At 44.4% G+C, this 17,109-nt stretch carries 13 protein-coding genes, 1 pseudogene and 1 riboswitch; of the genes and pseudogenes, 2 read left to right on the top strand and 12 right to left on the bottom strand.

Features of this window, described 5'->3' with window-relative positions; translation table 11 throughout:
* Positions 1–20: 20 nt before the first annotated feature.
* The 6 genes from lgt to uvrB all read right to left on the bottom strand — a co-directional run bounded on the left by lgt (position 21) and on the right by uvrB (position 8,494).
* Positions 21–830 carry a prolipoprotein diacylglyceryl transferase gene (lgt, locus tag MHB50_RS02625; RefSeq protein ID WP_340084822.1) on the bottom strand — a complete coding sequence of 270 codons (810 nt, stop codon included), beginning with the start codon at positions 828–830 and terminating at the stop codon, positions 21–23.
* Between the two features lie 49 nt (positions 831–879).
* Positions 880–1,809 (bottom strand): HPr(Ser) kinase/phosphatase, encoded by a 930-nt coding sequence (hprK, locus tag MHB50_RS02620; protein WP_139345676.1) that lies wholly within the window; start codon positions 1,807–1,809, stop codon positions 880–882.
* A gap of 231 nt (positions 1,810–2,040) precedes the next feature.
* Entirely contained in the window at positions 2,041–2,391 is a 351-nt protein-coding gene (locus tag MHB50_RS02615; protein ID WP_077112884.1) for a phage holin family protein, read from the bottom strand.
* Positions 2,392–2,394: 3 nt separating this feature from the next.
* Positions 2,395–3,552 carry a DUF4097 domain-containing protein gene (locus tag MHB50_RS02610; RefSeq protein WP_340084821.1) on the bottom strand — a complete coding sequence of 386 codons (1,158 nt, stop codon included), beginning with the start codon at positions 3,550–3,552 and terminating at the stop codon, positions 2,395–2,397.
* A gap of 72 nt (positions 3,553–3,624) precedes the next feature.
* Complete coding sequence (gene uvrA / locus MHB50_RS02605) at positions 3,625–6,513, bottom strand: excinuclease ABC subunit UvrA (protein WP_340084820.1); 2,889 nt, start codon at positions 6,511–6,513, stop codon at positions 3,625–3,627.
* A gap of 7 nt (positions 6,514–6,520) precedes the next feature.
* A complete protein-coding gene (gene uvrB, locus MHB50_RS02600) occupies positions 6,521–8,494 on the bottom strand; it encodes an excinuclease ABC subunit UvrB (RefSeq protein WP_339161670.1) in 1,974 nt (657 codons plus the stop codon).
* A 273-nt stretch (positions 8,495–8,767) separates the two neighbouring features.
* Positions 8,768–8,849, top strand: a riboswitch (cyclic di-GMP riboswitch).
* A 93-nt stretch (positions 8,850–8,942) separates the two neighbouring features.
* Between uvrB and MHB50_RS02595 the strand changes: the two genes are divergently transcribed.
* Both MHB50_RS02595 and MHB50_RS02590 read left to right on the top strand, forming a co-directional pair.
* A complete protein-coding gene (locus MHB50_RS02595) occupies positions 8,943–9,137 on the top strand; it encodes an aspartyl-phosphate phosphatase Spo0E family protein (RefSeq protein ID WP_077112888.1) in 195 nt (64 codons plus the stop codon).
* A 63-nt stretch (positions 9,138–9,200) separates the two neighbouring features.
* Positions 9,201–10,916 (top strand): EAL domain-containing protein, encoded by a 1,716-nt coding sequence (locus tag MHB50_RS02590; protein ID WP_339161668.1) that lies wholly within the window; start codon positions 9,201–9,203, stop codon positions 10,914–10,916.
* 924 nt (positions 10,917–11,840) lie between these two features.
* Here the strand turns inward: MHB50_RS02590 and MHB50_RS02585 are convergent.
* From MHB50_RS02585 to pstC, 6 genes and pseudogenes are all read right to left on the bottom strand, one after another.
* Complete coding sequence (locus tag MHB50_RS02585) at positions 11,841–12,797, bottom strand: multidrug resistance efflux transporter family protein (protein ID WP_340084819.1); 957 nt, start codon at positions 12,795–12,797, stop codon at positions 11,841–11,843.
* A gap of 531 nt (positions 12,798–13,328) precedes the next feature.
* The gene (locus MHB50_RS02580) at positions 13,329–13,571 is read right to left on the bottom strand and encodes a DUF2198 family protein (protein WP_077112890.1); all 243 of its coding nucleotides are present in this window, start codon (positions 13,569–13,571) and stop codon (positions 13,329–13,331) included.
* 72 nt (positions 13,572–13,643) lie between these two features.
* Positions 13,644–14,288, bottom strand: coding sequence for an HD domain-containing protein (locus MHB50_RS02575; RefSeq protein WP_340085277.1), 645 nt, complete (start codon positions 14,286–14,288; stop codon positions 13,644–13,646).
* A gap of 169 nt (positions 14,289–14,457) precedes the next feature.
* On the bottom strand, positions 14,458–15,252 hold the full coding sequence (gene pstB, locus MHB50_RS02570; RefSeq protein ID WP_139345680.1) for a phosphate ABC transporter ATP-binding protein PstB: 795 nt from the start codon (positions 15,250–15,252) through the stop codon (positions 14,458–14,460).
* A gap of 32 nt (positions 15,253–15,284) precedes the next feature.
* Positions 15,285–16,158: pseudogene (pstA, locus tag MHB50_RS02565) on the bottom strand (phosphate ABC transporter permease PstA).
* Positions 16,155–17,012, bottom strand: coding sequence for a phosphate ABC transporter permease subunit PstC (gene pstC, locus MHB50_RS02560; protein ID WP_236016971.1), 858 nt, complete (start codon positions 17,010–17,012; stop codon positions 16,155–16,157). Before pstC ends, pstA begins: the two are co-directional and overlap by 4 nt.
* Positions 17,013–17,109 lie beyond the last annotated feature (97 nt).

The raw sequence follows: 17,109 nt of genomic DNA, 5'->3' as shown, positions 1-17,109 counted from the left end.
TCCCCATAACGTATTATATTTCATTCGTTATAACCGGCTTTGGCATAGCCGGCTTTTCTTCTATAAATGATCAAAAGGATGGCTCCGATTATTAAAATGAGAGAAATGACTTGAGCCATTCGGAGGCTGCCCATTAACATGAGACTGTCCGTCCTCATGCCTTCAATAAAGAAACGGCCGATCGAATACCAAATCACATAGGACAAAAAGAGCTCCCCGCGGCGCAAGTTTGCTTTTCTAAGCACGATCAGCAGTATAAAGCCCAATATGTTCCAAATTGACTCATATAGGAATGTAGGGTGGTGATACGCCCCGTTTATGTACATCTGATCAATGATAAATTGAGGGAGATGTAAACCCTCAAGAAACTGCCTTGATACTTCTTCTCCGTATGCTTCTTGGTTTATGAAGTTTCCCCATCGTCCAATCGCTTGCCCTAAAATGATGCTTGGCGCTGCAATGTCGGCAAGCTTCCAAAAAGATAGTCCGCGCGCTCTTGCAAAGATAACGGCTGTCGCGACCGCACCGATCAATGCCCCGTGAATCGCGATGCCGCCTTCCCAGACTTTGATGATGTCTCCCGGATTTTGAGAATAATATTCCCATTGAAATAATACATAATAAGCTCTCGCTGAAAGGATCGATATGGGAATGGCCCAAATCAGCAAGTCGGGAAAAATTTCTTTATCAAGTTTATGTTTTTGACCTTCGCGCATGGCGAGATAAAGGGCAATGGCAATTCCAAGCACGATAATAATCCCATACCAATGGACTGGAAGCGGTCCTAACTCGATCGCAACCGGATTTAACGGCTGAATTTCCGACTCCATACGTTCTCAACTCCAATTTGTTAATATATATGAAAATTTTCCTGCAACATTAATCATCTTGTTCTTTTGTCATGACTTCCGAAAGGCGATTGGCAAATTGTTCTGCTGCATTCATTCCCATTCTTTTTGACCGGAAATTCATAGCCGCCACTTCAATAATAACGGCGAGGTTGCGGCCGGGCCTGACGGGCACCGTCAATTTTGTAATTTCCGTGTCGAAGATTTTTACTTTTTCTTCATCTAAGCCGAGACGATCGTAATGCTTATTTTCATCCCATAATTCCAAATGGATGGTTAAAGTAATCCGCTTATACGGCCTGACGGCCCCCGCTCCAAATAGGGTCATGACATTGATAATGCCGAGCCCGCGGATTTCAAGCAGATGCTCAAGCAATTCAGGAGCCGTTCCGACAAGGCGATCCATGTCAACCTGCCTGATCTCAACGCAATCGTCCGCCACTAGCCTGTGTCCTCTTTCTATGAGAGCGAGTGCCGTCTCACTTTTTCCGACTCCGCTTTGACCCGTAATTAAGACACCGACGCCGAAAATATCAACAAGCACTCCATGTACGGCAGTCGTTGGCGCCAGTTTGTTTTCCAAATAATATGTCAAACGGCTTGCAAAGCCAGTCGTTTTCATCGGAGTCCGCATTACCGGAACAGACTTTTCTTCAGATACTTCAATCAATTCTTGCGGAACATCCAGCTCCCTTGTAATAATAATGCCCGGAGTCAAATCACTGCATAACTGCTCCATCCGGAAACGCCTTTCCCGCTTCATGAGCATCTCAGTGAATTTCACTTCCGTCCTTCCCAAAAGCTGCAGACGTTCCGCTGGATAATAGTGAAAAAAGCCGGCAATTTCCAATCCCGGCCTTGAAATATCGCTCGTTGTCACGGGCCGATGAACCCCATCTTCACCGCTGATCAACTCCAAGTTGAATTCTTTTATAATATCTTCCGTACGAACTGTCGCCAACGGAATCCCTCCCATAACAAAGCCTCTTGCTGTTCAATTCCAAAATCATAGATCTATTTTAGCATTTTATCAGAGGGAATCTCTACCCTTCAACATCTTTCTTCTATTTTAGACAGGAAAGCCTGTCGTTTTACATGGGCGTGGGAACTTTTAAAATTGATTCCGCTATACGCGGGTATTTTGCTTTATACGCGGATAAAAAAAAACCGGACAGCCGCGCTGTCCGGTTTTTTACTTGCGGGGTTCGATAACCGCTTTTTGAATGATGATATTGACGATGGACATGATGATGGCAGTGAGAAATGCCAATCCAAAGCCGTCGATTTCAAAGCTGCTGCCCATGAGGGCGTCCGTCATCAATAATGTAAGAGCATTGATGACAAGAAGAAACAGTCCTAACGTTAAAATTGTGATGGGCAAGGTAAACAAAATCAGAATCGGCCGCACAAGTATGTTTAAGATAGACAGCACTAGGCTGGCGGCAAGTGCGGCTCCGAAACCGGAAACGTAAAAGCCCTCAAAATAGCCAGCAAGAGCGATAAACAAAATCCCATTGATGACAATTCCGATAAGCCACCTCATATGTTAGGCTTCCTTTTCGGCATTGCTTGAAACAAATACGGAGCCGGTTTTAGTATCTGCGAGAACATGGATTGTTTCTCCCTCAGTACCTGTCCGTTTAAACTTCATCTGCTTTTGAATAACTTCCCGTTTTTCATGCAAGATGTTTACATCCTGCAAATTAAGAGTATAACTTCCGAGATTGGAACGAAGTTCCCCGTCCACTCCAGCGGTAACCGGAACATATAGATGAATATTTCCCGTTACAGCTTTTGCCTCGAATATTTTCGTTTCAGTATCTTTTAGAGAACAAGTGATATTTCCGTTAAACGATTTGAGCTCCGCTTTTTTACATGAAGCAAGTACATCGATAGCCCCATTAATCGTTTCAGCTTCCACTTCATCAGCCTGGGATTCCTTCACTTTAATTTGCCCGTTGACCGTTTCGATCTCCAATTTTTCACCTGAAACATTTTCCAAATCCACTTTTCCGTTTGTCGTTTTCACGAGCAAATAATCACATTCCAACCGTTCACTCGTCAATTCGCCAGTAAAAATCCGAACCGCAATCTTTTTATACCTTTTTTTCGGAACATAAACGATAGATTCAACCCGCATCCACTTTGATTTCGTAGCAAAGCAAAGCATGCTGTTGTCTTGTGAAAAAATCGTATTATCCAAGAAATAGCTGCGCCCTTCTTCCCGATCTTCAATACGGTATACTTTGGCTTGACATTCGATGCGCACCTCTTCTTGGTCCCAAGGAATGACCCTTACCGGCCCATTGGCGATATCGATGTCGATCCTCTCAATTCCTTCCCCGCTTTGCTGAAAAACATGCGGTATTTCAACAGATTGGTTGAACTGAAAGTCCATTTCTTTAACCTTCCGCAATGCCGTATTGACAAAGTCAAAAATTCGTTCACCAGCATTTTCAATTTGCTTGTAAAAATTGTCTTCCTCGTTTTTTCCACTTTCTGTACCTTCTTTTCCAGCACTTTGCTTTGCAGATGAATCAGTTGTTGAAAAATCAAATTCTGCCTGGCTTTCTTCAGCGGCACCACTTTTCAAATCAGGAGCGGGTGCTTTCCCTTCCAATGCATCGAGCAAAATAATCGCTTCCTGAGCGGACAGCTTCCCCTCTTGTACCATTTCAAGTATTCTTTTTCGATCTTGATTCATGTCGCTCCTCCTTTTTGGTTGTGTACTGGATTATACGATTAGAGTAGCCTTTTTGTTTCACTTTAAAAAGATTTATTTGGCAACAGCCTGTTTCACACTGGTTGCTCCCGAGGAAATGAGCCGCTTCATCCGCTTTTTATCACGCTCTAATATGGGCTTTAAATATCGTCCTGTATAAGAGTTCTCACATTGCACCACTTTTTCAGGAGTTCCTGTCACAACGACCGTTCCTCCTTTATCCCCGCCTTCCGGTCCAAGGTCAATAATATAGTCGGCCGTCTTGATGACATCGAGATTATGCTCGATCACAAGCACCGTATTGCCGCTGTCAACAAGACGCTGCAATACCGTCAACAACCGGGCAATATCATCCGTATGCAACCCCGTTGTCGGCTCATCCAAAATATAGATGGAGCGCCCATTTGAACGTTTGTGCAATTCAGAAGCAAGCTTCACACGCTGGGCCTCTCCGCCCGAAAGCGTCGTGGCTGGTTGGCCCAACTTCATGTAACCAAGTCCGACATCCGTAATTGTTTGTAATTTTCTTTTGATCCTCGGGATATTTTCGAAAAACTCCAATGCGTCATCAATGGTCATATCAAGTACATCTGAGATATTTTTGCCTTTATATTTTACTTCCAGCGTTTCGCGGTTATACCTTTTTCCGTGGCACACTTCACATGGAACATACACATCAGGCAAAAAGTGCATTTCAATCTTGATAATTCCGTCCCCGCGGCAAGCTTCACAGCGGCCGCCTTTCACATTGAAACTGAAGCGGCCTTTTTTGTACCCGCGCACCTTTGCTTCGTTCGTGGCAGCAAACACGTCGCGTATATCATCAAATACGCCCGTATAGGTTGCCGGGTTTGATCTTGGCGTCCGGCCAATGGGCGACTGGTCGATATCTATGACTTTCTCCAAATGCTCCAAACCTTTGATTTCTTTATGCAAGCCGGGTTTTGCTTTTGCTTTGTGGAGCTTTTGCGCTAATGTTTTATGCAAAATCTCATTTACGAGTGTGCTTTTTCCCGACCCGGAAACGCCGGTTACTGTAATAAAAACACCAAGTGGAAGCTTCACATTGACGTTTTTTAAATTGTTTTCTTTCGCCCCTTTTATTTCCAGAAATCGGCCATCTCCCGGACGACGCTCTAACGGAATGGGAATGAATTTTACTCCAGACAAATACTCTCCCGTCAATGAGCCTGCCTGCTTCATCACTTCTTCGGGTGTTCCACACGCGACAACCTCACCGCCATGCACGCCCGCTCCCGGACCGATGTCAATGAGATAGTCAGCCGCAAGTATCGTATCTTCATCATGCTCCACGACGATAAGAGTATTGCCTATGTCGCGCATGCTTTTAAGCGTGTCGATCAATCTGTCGTTATCACGCTGATGAAGACCAATAGACGGTTCGTCCAATATATACAGCACTCCGGTCAGCCGGGAGCCGATTTGGGTGGCAAGCCTGATCCGTTGCGCCTCACCGCCTGATAATGTTCCGGCCGTACGACTCAACGTCAAGTAATCCAGACCGACATTCACCAAAAAGTGCAGGCGTTCAGATATTTCTTTTAAAATCAGGTTCGCAATTTGTTTTTCTTTTTCCGTCAAATGAATCGTTTGAAAAAACTGCTGCGCTTCCTTGATTGATAACTCGGTCACCTCGCCGATATGGTTGCCCTCCACTTTTACAGCGAGGCTTTCCACCCTCAACCGATAACCGTTACAGCTTTGGCAAGGATGTTCCGCCATATATCTTTCCATTTGCTCTCGGATATAATCAGAACTCGTCTCCTGATAACGCCGTTCCACATTTCTTAAGACCCCTTCAAACCGGATCTTGTTTTCGCGTATTTGCCCAAAGTCATTTTGATATCGGAACAAGATGACCTCATTTCCGGAACCATACAAAATTTTGTCCATTTGGGCTTTAGGCAAGTTCTTTACCGGAACATCCATATCAATGCCATAGTGATGGCAAACCGATTGTAACAACTGTGGATAATATCGGGAGCTCACCGGAATCCATGGGGCAATCGCACCCTCGTTCAACGTCAAATCCCAATCGGGAATGACAAGTTCTTTATCTACTTCGAGCTTGGAGCCGAGTCCGTCACAATCTGGGCACGCTCCAAATGGACTGTTGAAAGAAAACATGCGCGGTTCCAGCTTATTAATGGAAAAACCGCATTCCGGACATGCGAGCTGTTCGCTAAAAAGCAGTTCCTCTTCTCCAATGACATCAATGATGACTTTTCCATCCCCAAGGCCGAGAGCCGTTTCGAGGGAATCTGCCAGACGGCTTTCCACTCCCTCTTTAACAATAATGCGGTCAACTATGACTTCGATAGAGTGTTTTTTATTTTTTTCCAGGCGAATTTCTTCACTGAGATCAAGCGTTTCACCATTAACCCTGAGACGAACAAAGCCCTGCTTTTTAATCTCTTCCAGCACCTTAGCGTGTGTTCCCTTGCGTCCAGAAACGACAGGCGCCAGAACTTGAAGTCGTGTGCGCTCTGGATACGCCATGATTCGATCAACCATTTGTTCAATCGTTTGCGACGTAATTTCGATTCCGTGAATCGGACATACAGGTTTGCCGATTCGGGCAAACAGCAAACGCAAATAATCATAAATCTCTGTCACCGTACCGACAGTGGAGCGCGGATTCCGGCTCGTCGTCTTCTGGTCAATCGAGATCGCCGGAGACAGCCCTTCGATTGCATCGACGTCAGGCTTATCCATTTGTCCCAAGAACTGCCGTGCATAAGCAGAAAGTGATTCCACGTAGCGTCTTTGACCTTCTGCATAAATCGTATCGAATGCAAGCGAAGATTTCCCGGAGCCTGATAATCCCGTTACAACTACCAATTTATCTCTCGGGATTGTGACATCAATATTTTTTAAATTATGGGCCCGTGCGCCTTGAACAACTATTTTATCAAGTGCCATCGTCGTTTCATCCTTCCGCTTTTAGCTCCAAAATAGCGTCTCGAAGCTGTGCCGCTCTTTCAAAATCAAGCGCTTTGGCTGCTTCTTTCATTTCTATTTCCATTGAAGCAATCAGCTTTTCTTTTTCGTTTTTCGATAGTTTTTCCGTTTGATATTCGTATTCTGCGCTGTCTTCAGCCGCAACCGTCGCGCGAATGACGTCGCGAATATCTTTTTGAATGGTTGTTGGGATAATGCCATGTTTTCGATTGTACTCTTCTTGGATGGCGCGCCTCCGCTTTGTTTCGGAAATCGCTTTTTTCATCGAGTCTGTCACATTGTCGGCGTACATGATCACATGGCCGTTCGCATTCCGAGCGGCCCGGCCGATTGTTTGAATCAGTGAACGCTCGGAACGGAGGAATCCTTCCTTATCGGCATCAAGAATAGCTACAAGCGATACCTCCGGAATATCAAGCCCTTCCCGGAGCAAGTTGATACCGACAAGGACATCAAATTTGCCGACACGTAAATCCCGTATGATTTCTATTCGCTCAAGTGTTTTTATCTCCGAGTGCAAATACTGTACCTTGACCCCTACATCCTTCAAATAATCCGTTAAATCTTCCGACATTTTTTTCGTCAGCGTCGTAATAAGGACACGCTCGTTTTTGGCAACCCGATCCTGAATTTCGCCGAGCAAATCATCAATTTGGCCCTCAATTGGCCGGACATCAATGGTTGGATCCAACAGTCCGGTCGGACGGATAATTTGCTCCACCATTTTGGGTGTTTTTTCCAGTTCATAAGGGCCTGGTGTGGCCGACACAAAAATAACCTGGTGGATGTACTGCTCAAACTCTTCAAACTTGAGCGGCCGGTTATCTAAGGCTGACGGGAGGCGGAAACCGTGATCAACGAGCACCTGCTTCCTTGCCTGATCTCCATTATACATGCCGCGGATTTGCGGGAGTGTTACGTGTGATTCGTCAATGACTATTTGGAAGTCATCTGGAAAATAGTCGAGCAACGTGTATGGCGTTGCGCCTGGCGGTCTGAGCGTTAAATGACGGGAATAGTTTTCAATCCCTGAGCAAAAGCCCATTTCCCGCATCATTTCCAAATCATACCGGGTTCTTTGTTCTAGACGCTGGGCTTCGAGCAATTTATCTTCCGCACGCAGCTCGGCTAAACGCTCTTCCAGTTCTTCTTCTATATTCTTAATGGCAATTCTCAATTTATCTTCCGCTGTCACATAGTGGGAAGCCGGAAAAATAGCGGCATGTTCTCTGTCTCCCACTATTTCCCCCGTGAGGGCGTCGACCACTCGAATCCGGTCGATTTCATCTCCAAAAAATTCCACCCGTATGCATTGTTCTTCTCGCGCAATCGGGAAAATTTCGACGACATCCCCACGAACCCGAAAAGTTCCATTTGTAAATTCAATATCATTGCGCGCGTATTGTAGATCCACCAGCCTGCGAAGCAGATTGTTTCTTTCAATCTCCATTCCTGTCCGGAGAGAAAGGACGTGCTCACGGTATTCTGTCGGGGAACCGAGTCCGTAAATACAGGAAACACTCGCAATAATAATGACATCTTTCCGCTCAAATAAAGCTGACGTCGCCGAGTGCCTGAGTCTGTTGATCTCATCATTGACACTGGAGTCTTTTTCAATAAATGTATCTGTCTGGGGAACATAGGCCTCAGGTTGATAATAATCATAGAAACTGACAAAATATTCAACAGCATTGTTAGGAAAAAACTCTTTAAACTCACTATAAAGCTGACCGGCGAGCGTCTTGTTATGGGCAATGACGAGTGTCGGTTTGTTTACTTCCTTAATGACATTCGACACCGTAAACGTTTTTCCCGTTCCTGTTGCCCCCAAAAGCGTCTGATATTTTTTTCCGGAACGAATTCCTTCCACAAGCTGAGCAATCGCCTTTGGCTGATCGCCGGACGGCTTATAATTCGATACGATATCAAACTGGTTGATCAAAGCCGCATCCTCCCTTTATCTGCTATCTATATGATCTTCCGACTGTTAATCGGAAAGGTAATGGATATGATTCACATACATTCATTTTAACACAACATGCGCCTTCGTAAACAGTTTGGCCGAACATATTTTCGTATGACATTGCCATACAGAGCCGTTTGAAAAGGGCAGGCCTAAAAGGCTATACCATTTTCGACCATTTATTATAAATTTCGGCAATTTTCGTTGTAAATAAAAAAATGGGGTGTTAAAATGTGGGTACATATGACTACCTTTCGATAATGGCAAACTTGATGAAAATCAGGGACGCAAAGCCACGGGCCTACGGGAAATCTATGGCAGCCGGGTTACCGAAGAAGGATGGATCTGGAAATGACGGAACTATTGTATCATTTTGTTCACTTTTTCCATGCAATAAAAATCCACCTTTTCTATCGGGTGGATTTTTTTGTTTGGAGGTGACACGACTATAAAACCTTTTATTGATTACTCCATTTATATTAAGAAGAAACAAATGATTAGAAGTGCGCGAAAATTTGGCCTAACAGCCGCTAAAACGGTTAAGCTTAGTCAAGAACTCGACCAATTATTAAACCTGAAACAAAAGGAATTATTAAAACAAGCGATGGATCAAACACAATAATGACACTCTTTGTATTCTGCAAGGTGATCCGATATTAGCGTAGTATGGAAAGAAGGGGCAACATTGAACTTTAAGAAGCTAGTTACATGGAAAAGGCGGCAAATACGCAGGCCGCCCATAAACTTGGAAGAAGCTTTTTCTATTGCATTCCAGCATTCCGAACATGCAATTTGCCTTTTTGACCATAAGGGCAACATCATTTTTTGCAATCAAAAAGGGCATGAACTGCTACATATAGCAGACATTGAAAATCCATCTGCTCTAAACATATTTGATCATATTTTTTCATATTTTAAAGTGAATAAGGCCGCTGACGAATCCATCCTCATTAGTGAGGCAACGGTCAAAGGCCCTGACAATCAACAGTTGAACACTGAGTTTACATTTATTCCGTTATCCATTGATGATGATTTATTAGGAGTTGTCGTCATCATCGAGCTGAAAACATGCCAAAAGCTTAATTATTTAAAAGGCGAACCAGGCTATTATCATGCCAAGAAATATGTCAATCAACGGCTTTCACATGTGGATAAAAATGACACCTTTGCTTTTTTTTATGTAACCATTGATGAACTAGATGATGTGATTGATGTATACGGACTTGAAGCAGGAGAAAAAGTGATTCAATCAATCGTTTCTCATATGACCAATAACGAAAAGAACGACGATATCGTTTTCCGCATCGAAGAAAATACTCTTGGCATTCTTCTAAAAGGGACAGAGCCAGACACTTACGACCAATACATTTCCGATGCTCAAAAGCTGATCAATCATATTGAAACCCCCTTCACCATAAACCATCAAGATCTTCAATTTACAGCAACAATCGGGGGAAGCATGTTTCCTTATGACGGGAAAAATTTTCAAACATTGTTTAAAAAAGCGCGAATTGCTTTGAAACATGCTGAAGAACGGGGAAACGGAAACTTCCAATTTTATTTGCCCGAGATGAAAGCAGAAACACTGAAAAAATTTGAATTGGAAGCCGACTTGCTAAAGGCCATACAAAATGAAGAGCTTTATGTAGAATACCAACCAAAAATTGATGTCCTTACTCAAAAAGCGATTGGAGCCGAGGCGCTTGTCCGTTGGGAGCATCCCTGCAAAGGGAATGTGGCACCCGCAACATTTATTCCGATGGCCGAAGAAAACGGGAAAGTCATTCAACTCATTGATGACTTTGTTATCCGTACGGTTTGCCAACAAATCCAGCAATGGAAAAAAGAGCAGGTCCCTTTTCATAAAATTTCCATAAACTTGTCAGCAAAAAGCTTTTTGAAAAATGACCTAATAGACAGGATAAGGCAGTGCTTGAAAGATTATTCTGTACCACCTTCTTCCATTGAACTGGAGTTAACGGAAAGTTCCTTGTTAAAATCAAGCGAACTCATCCGAAAGCAACTGGAAAAACTGGCGGAAATGGGCATCAGCATTGCTTTGGACGATTATGGCACAGGCTTTTCATCCATACACTATTTAAAGCAGTATCCATTCCATACGATCAAAATCGACAGATCCTTTATACATAACATCGTTCACAGTGTTGAAGATGAGATGATTGTTAAATTTATCATTGAATTGTCGAAAGGGCTGCAAAAAAAAGTAATCGCAGAAGGAGTGGAAACGAGTGCCCAATATCAACTCCTAAAAAAATACGGCTGCAATGAAGTGCAAGGTTTTCTGTTCAGCCGCTCCATCGCCGGCAAGGAAATCGCCAACATGTTTCTAAAAGACAAGGCGGTCTTAAAAGAAAAAGAAGTGGAAACAAGATTGCTATAACACGAGCGGCCGTTTAAACGGGAGCCCTCTACTATGAGATACAGCGAAACTGCAAGCAGCCGGAGAGTTAGGCCCATGCAGACGTTGCTATACGAGGAAGTTTGCTTAGTCTGCCAACTCTAAGTCCCTCTGATAAAAATACACCAAAGGCCTGAGATCGCAGTGTCCTGTTGGCAACTTCAGAGAGCGACGTCCTTGAAAAAGCTTATAGCATCTTTTAGGCGTTGACGATGCTTTCAAATCTTTCCTTTTACCCTGTCACCTTCGCTTGCACTCGTACTGCTGTAGGCAGACATTCTTGAAAATATCGATGTGTCACTGCCGAAGTTTGCTCTGGTTCTGTCGAACTAAGTCGAACGGCGTTTACATATCACTACTCTTTTATAATAGAAGGGAAGGGCATTGACTTATTGCCCCCCTTCCCGCTTCCTGACATAAGCGAATGTGAAATTCGCCTCGTCAAAAAGCACTTGACTCCCTATACCACCACCGCCATGGCTTCAAGGACTTTTTTCGAGCGTGTCAACTTTTTGCCTGCACTCAAAACTCTATGATTAACTGCATGACAATCGCGAGTATAACAACAACATAAATAAACCCTAGCTTAAATCCCACCAGAATGACCATTGGAATAGTACCTATCCATTAGACATCGGACAATAAATCCTCCTTGTGCTAATCGGCGCGGATCTTGTTTTTGATATTTCCTAAAGCCTTTTGTTCTTCAAGGACACATGGCTTCAACCGGCTTTTTTCCGTTCATATTAAAAATGCCGGGTTCGGGATTACAACACCAGTAAGTTTCCAAATACCACATGCAGCCAAGGTATCCATAAAAAAAGCGTGGCGCCTGTCATTAACCCAAACAGAGTTCAAGTTTCCCCATACAAAACCTTGAGCGAACGCTTCCATACAAGTACCAGTTTACGCGGCTTTTTCCATACTATTTGCATGTGATACATAACTGTGCAAAACCATCCCGGCAACTACAAGAAGCATGCCAGCAAGTGAAACCATTGTCGGCAGGGGAGTACTTAATAAAATAATCTCTCCGCCAAGAGCGAACAATACCTCCATTGATTGTGTTGCTTCGACCGCCGCCAGTTTTCTCATATCGTCTTTCACAAGATCGGTTGCCCGGAAGAACAGAACTGTTGCAATGACACCGGAGGAAACCGCCACGAGCAATGATTGCATAGTTTGCTCCATAGACGGAGGACCTGAAGAACCCCACTCCCATATGACAAGCACACCCCAAAACGGCATGCTGGCAAGCGTCATCCCAAGTACACGCTGATAAGTATCCAACCTTCCTCCACATACTGCCATCATCTTTCGGTTTCCAAGAGGATACGCAAAAGAGGCCACAATCACCGGGACCATGCACAAAAGGACATTTTGCCACGATAATTGCTTCATATGTTCCATTTGCATCAAACCGATTCCCAATAACATAATCAGCGACATGGCCAGCCCCCTGTACGGGATTCGTCCTCTTATCACAATCGGCCCGGTTTCAGTTTGGATCGTCTCGTAAAACAGCGGAACGAGCAGCGACCCGGAAATAATTGTCACTTGCCAAGTTCCCGCAATCAGCCATCCGGGGCCATATCCGGCCGCAAATGTAAGTGGCGCGTAAAACAAACCAAACCCGACAGTGCTCCAAAGAAGCCATTCCATTGGCCGGGCTTTCAATTCCCGTATTAGTGGCAAGAAATTTCCCTTAAGAGCGACGATGGCAACCAAAAAAGGGATCATAAACAAATATCGCAAAGAAGCGCTCCAAATCCAGCTTCCCCCCGACAACTCCATCGCCCTGTTAAATATAAAAGTGACTGAAAAAAAGAACGCCGCAACTACACCGAGTAAAATGGGCCGCACCGGCTTCACCTCCATACAATAAAACCATTATACTATGGGACGAATCACTTACTATAAAGAATATTTGTTAACCACTTGGCCACTCGACAAATATGAAGGTTTCAGCAAATGTACACACTGCTTGTTGGGATTGCAAAACTGGTGACAACCGTTGCACTCCTCTGAGCCGCGGATATTTCTGCTTATACGCGGGGCATTAGACGCTCATCCGCGGGGATTTTCACCTTATACGCGGGGCATTAGACGCTCATCCGCGGGAATTTTCACCTTATACGGGGTATTAGACGCTCATCCGCGGGGATTTTCACCTTATACGGGGTATTGACGCTCACCCACGGGGATTTTCACCTTATACGGGGCATTAGACGCTCACCCACGGGGATTTTCACCTTATACGGGCATTAGACGCTCATCCGCGGGCAACACCCTCCCATGCGCGGATATGTTTCCCTCAACCTTCTTCTTTCGGAACTCCATATCCCTTTCAGAAATGTAAAAACACTTCATGTCATCGGGATGTTCATTTCCGATTTATGAAGTGTTTTTCTTGTTTCTTTTTTTCATTATTGTCCAGTTCACGATAAAAAGACCAATCGTGAGCGACGCTGCCTCGATAATAATCACCCACCATTTATGCAAGTAACCATTATACGCAGACACGATTATCAGCGCCACGGTAAGCAAAAATCCCACAAGCCGGCTATAAGTCACCCTTGTAAAAAAGATCATAAAGAAAGCTGGCAAAAAGATTGCTGAAATGATTTTATCAATCATGGACATCCCCCCGTCTCAAACGATCGCCTATTACAAGTGTTTCCGATACGCTTGAAAAGTGCAAGCAGTTTTTTAATCGTTTTTGCTCGCTTCAACCATCTTTTCTGTAATCTCCACAAGTTCACTCTGCTCAATAAAGCGCTCCCGCAGCATATCCGGGAGGATTTCCTGCAAAAAGTACTGAACGCACGTCATTTCCTTAAATAATAGGATCGTACTTAAAGCTTCCTCGTAAATTTCCAAAAATAACGGCTCCGGATTTTCCTTCTGAATTTCGCCGAAGGATTCATATAATAAATCAATTTTATCCGCCACTGCCAAAATTCGCCCTTCAAGCGTTTCATCCTTCCCTTCCTTGAAACGCCCCAAGTAAACTTTCTGGAATTCTTTCGGAAATTCCCTTTCAATGAACTTCCGCGTCATCTCCTCCTCCACCTCATTGAAAAGCCGCTTCAATTCTGGGGAAGAATATTTCACCGGAGTTTTGATATCTCCTGTGAAAAGCTCGGCATAATCATGGTTTAAGGCTTTTTCATATAAAAGCCGCCAATCGACATCCTTGCCCGCCAACTCTTCTACCGTACCCAGAAACTGGGCAATTTTGGTCACCTTAAAAGAATGGCTGGCAACGGAATGTTCCTGAAACTTAAACTTCCCGGGACAGCGGTAAATCATCTCTAAGTCCGACAAGCTTTTAAAATAATGATGTATTCCCAATTGCATCACCCATCCATTTCTTTATTTTGAAGATTGTACCATGAGACCGGTTCCCTTCAAAGTGATTTTATCCCGACTTACCATATATAATGGAAAATAAACAAAGCTGCCCCGCACATACCGTACTTTTACCGGCTGCGGAAACAGCATTTCAAACTCCTATACTCTATCATCCAAACCTTCCGCTGATAAACCTTTCAGTGCGCTCGTCCTTTGGATTTGTAAACAACTCTTTCGTCCTTCCGCTTTCGATCAGCTTACCCATGTGAAAAAAAGCTGTATAATCCGATATGCGCGCCGCTTGCTGCATATCGTGGGTGACGAAGATGATCGTATAATTCTTTTTCAGTTCTCCGATCAACTGCTCCAATTTCCCGGTAGAAATCGGGTCGAGGGATGAGGTTGGTTCATCCAATAACAAAATTTCAGGCTGTAAAGCAATCGCTCTGGCGATGCAAAGCCTTTGCTGCTGCCCTCCCGATAACGTCAACGCCGAGCTGTGGAGCTTATCTTTTACTTCATCCCATAATGCGGCCATTTGCAGACTCTCTTCCACAATTTCCGCCAAGCGATGCTTATCTTTTACACCGTGGCGGATAGGTCCAAACGCCACATTTTGATAAACCGATTTGGCAAACACATTCGGCTCCTGAAAAACCATGCCAATCCGCTTTCTTAATTCAAATACATTGATGGATGGAGCATTTATATTGACCCCGCTGAACAAAATCGACCCTGACACGATACATCCTTCCACTTCGTCATTCATTCGGTTCAAACTGCGCAACAGAGTCGTTTTTCCGCAGCCGGATGGACCGATGAGCGCGGTGACATGGTTGGCTGAAAAACGAAGGGATACTTTGTAAATTCCATGCTTTTTTCTGTAATAAACACTTATAGATTTCGCTTCTATAGCGATCGTTTCTACTTGGGGTAGTGTTGTGATATCTACCGTTTTTTCCATCTGAAACACAGACATCCGGATTCGCGCCTCCCCTATTTGCTTGAAGAAGTGAGTCTTCGGTAAACGAAAGCTCCAATGATACGGGCACTGATATTACAAATAAAGATGGACAAGATGAGAAGAAGGGTCGCACCACTTGAAATCGCTTCTGCATCAGGTACAATACTTTCCCCATTCACCTTCCAAATATGAACTGCGAGCGTCTCGGCCGGTCTCATCGGATTGAGCGGAGAGGAAGGGGAGAACGGATTCCAATTCGCAAAATCGAGATTGGGCGAGCTCATACCCGCCGTATAAATGAGGGCTCCCGCTTCACCAAACACTCTTCCAGCCCCTAAAATCATCCCCGTAACGATCTCCGGAAGCGCAGCGGGCAAGACGATATGAGCAATTGTTTCCCACTGGGAAACACCAAGGGCCAGACCAGCCTGTTTTTGTTGCTTGGGGACGCTTCGTACCGATTCTTCAACGACTTGGACCAAGAGCGGCATATTAAAAATGGCTAATGCCACTGCCCCTGATAAAATGGAAAAACCCCAGCCCATATGGACGACAAAGGTGAGAAAAATAAAAATTCCTATCACAATCGACGGAAGTGATGCCAGCATTTCAATTAAAGCTCTTATCCATTCAGTCCAAACATTTTTCTTGGCGTACTGCCCCCAGAGCGACAGGCGTTGCCATCAACATGGAAAGGACCATTAAATAAAAGGAATTAAACAGTTGCGGACCTATCCCTCCCCCTTCTGCAAATATGTTCGGAGGCGATGTGATAAATTCCCGGCTTATTTGGGGAAATCCTTGATAAACACTATAGCCGAGCAGGGCTGCCAAAACGACAACAAGAACTGCGGCAATCAAATAAAACACTATAGTCGCTATCCGATTTGCCACTTTTCGGTTCATGAAAAAGTTCTCCTTAAATTTCCTGTCAACCGCATGAAAATCATGAAAATACAGGACATCGCCATTAAAATAAGAGCAAGAGACCATAAAGCGTTATTTTCCGTCTGGCCCATTACCGTATTGCCCATTCCCATAGTTAATATGCTCGTGATTGTAGCAGCAGGCTGAAACAGTGAGTCGGGAATCACCACAGCGTTTCCTATCACCATTTGTACCGCCAATGATTCTCCAAAAGCACGGGATATACCAAAAATGACGGCTGAACATAAACCGGGGCGGGCAATCGTCATCACCATTCGAGAAATCGTTTGCCAACGTGTGGCACCGAGAGCAAGAGAAGCCTCCCTAAATTCTGGAGGCACCCGTTTTAGAGCATTGACCGCTAAACATGTCACCGTAGGCAACATCATCGCAGATAGTACAACGGCTGCCGCCGCCACTCCAAAACCGCTTCCCCCGATATGATTTCTAATCAGTGGCACGATCATGCTTAATCCCAAAAAACCATATACGACAGAGGGAATTCCGATTAACAATTCCAATACCGGCTGCAAAAATGTTTTGCCTATTCGCGGCGAAATTTCATTTATAAATATGGCTGCCCCGATGGCGATCGGGGCAGTGGCCAGCACCGACAGGATCGTCACCGAAAATGACCCCAAAATCAACGGCAACGCGCCGATCAAAGGCTTTCCCAACCCGTTGACCGCCCCTGGGTCCCAGATGTGTCCAGTTAAAAAAACGAATATGCTTCCATCATTTACGATAAATGGCGTCAGCCCTTTCCATAGCACAAAAGCAAGAATAAATAGGGCTATAGATAGAGCAATCCATGCCGCCCCTCGCAGGGCCATCCGCACTATTCGTTCTATTTTGGATTTAGGATTTGCCTGATACAAAGGATGCAAATCTATCATTGATTTTCCCAAAAAATGCTCCTCCTATGGTACC

The sequence above is a fragment of the Siminovitchia sp. FSL H7-0308 genome (genome assembly GCF_037980985.1).
Lineage (GTDB): Bacteria > Bacillota > Bacilli > Bacillales > Bacillaceae_C > Siminovitchia > Siminovitchia thermophila.
This window is presented reverse-complemented; position numbering and strand designations above follow the sequence as displayed.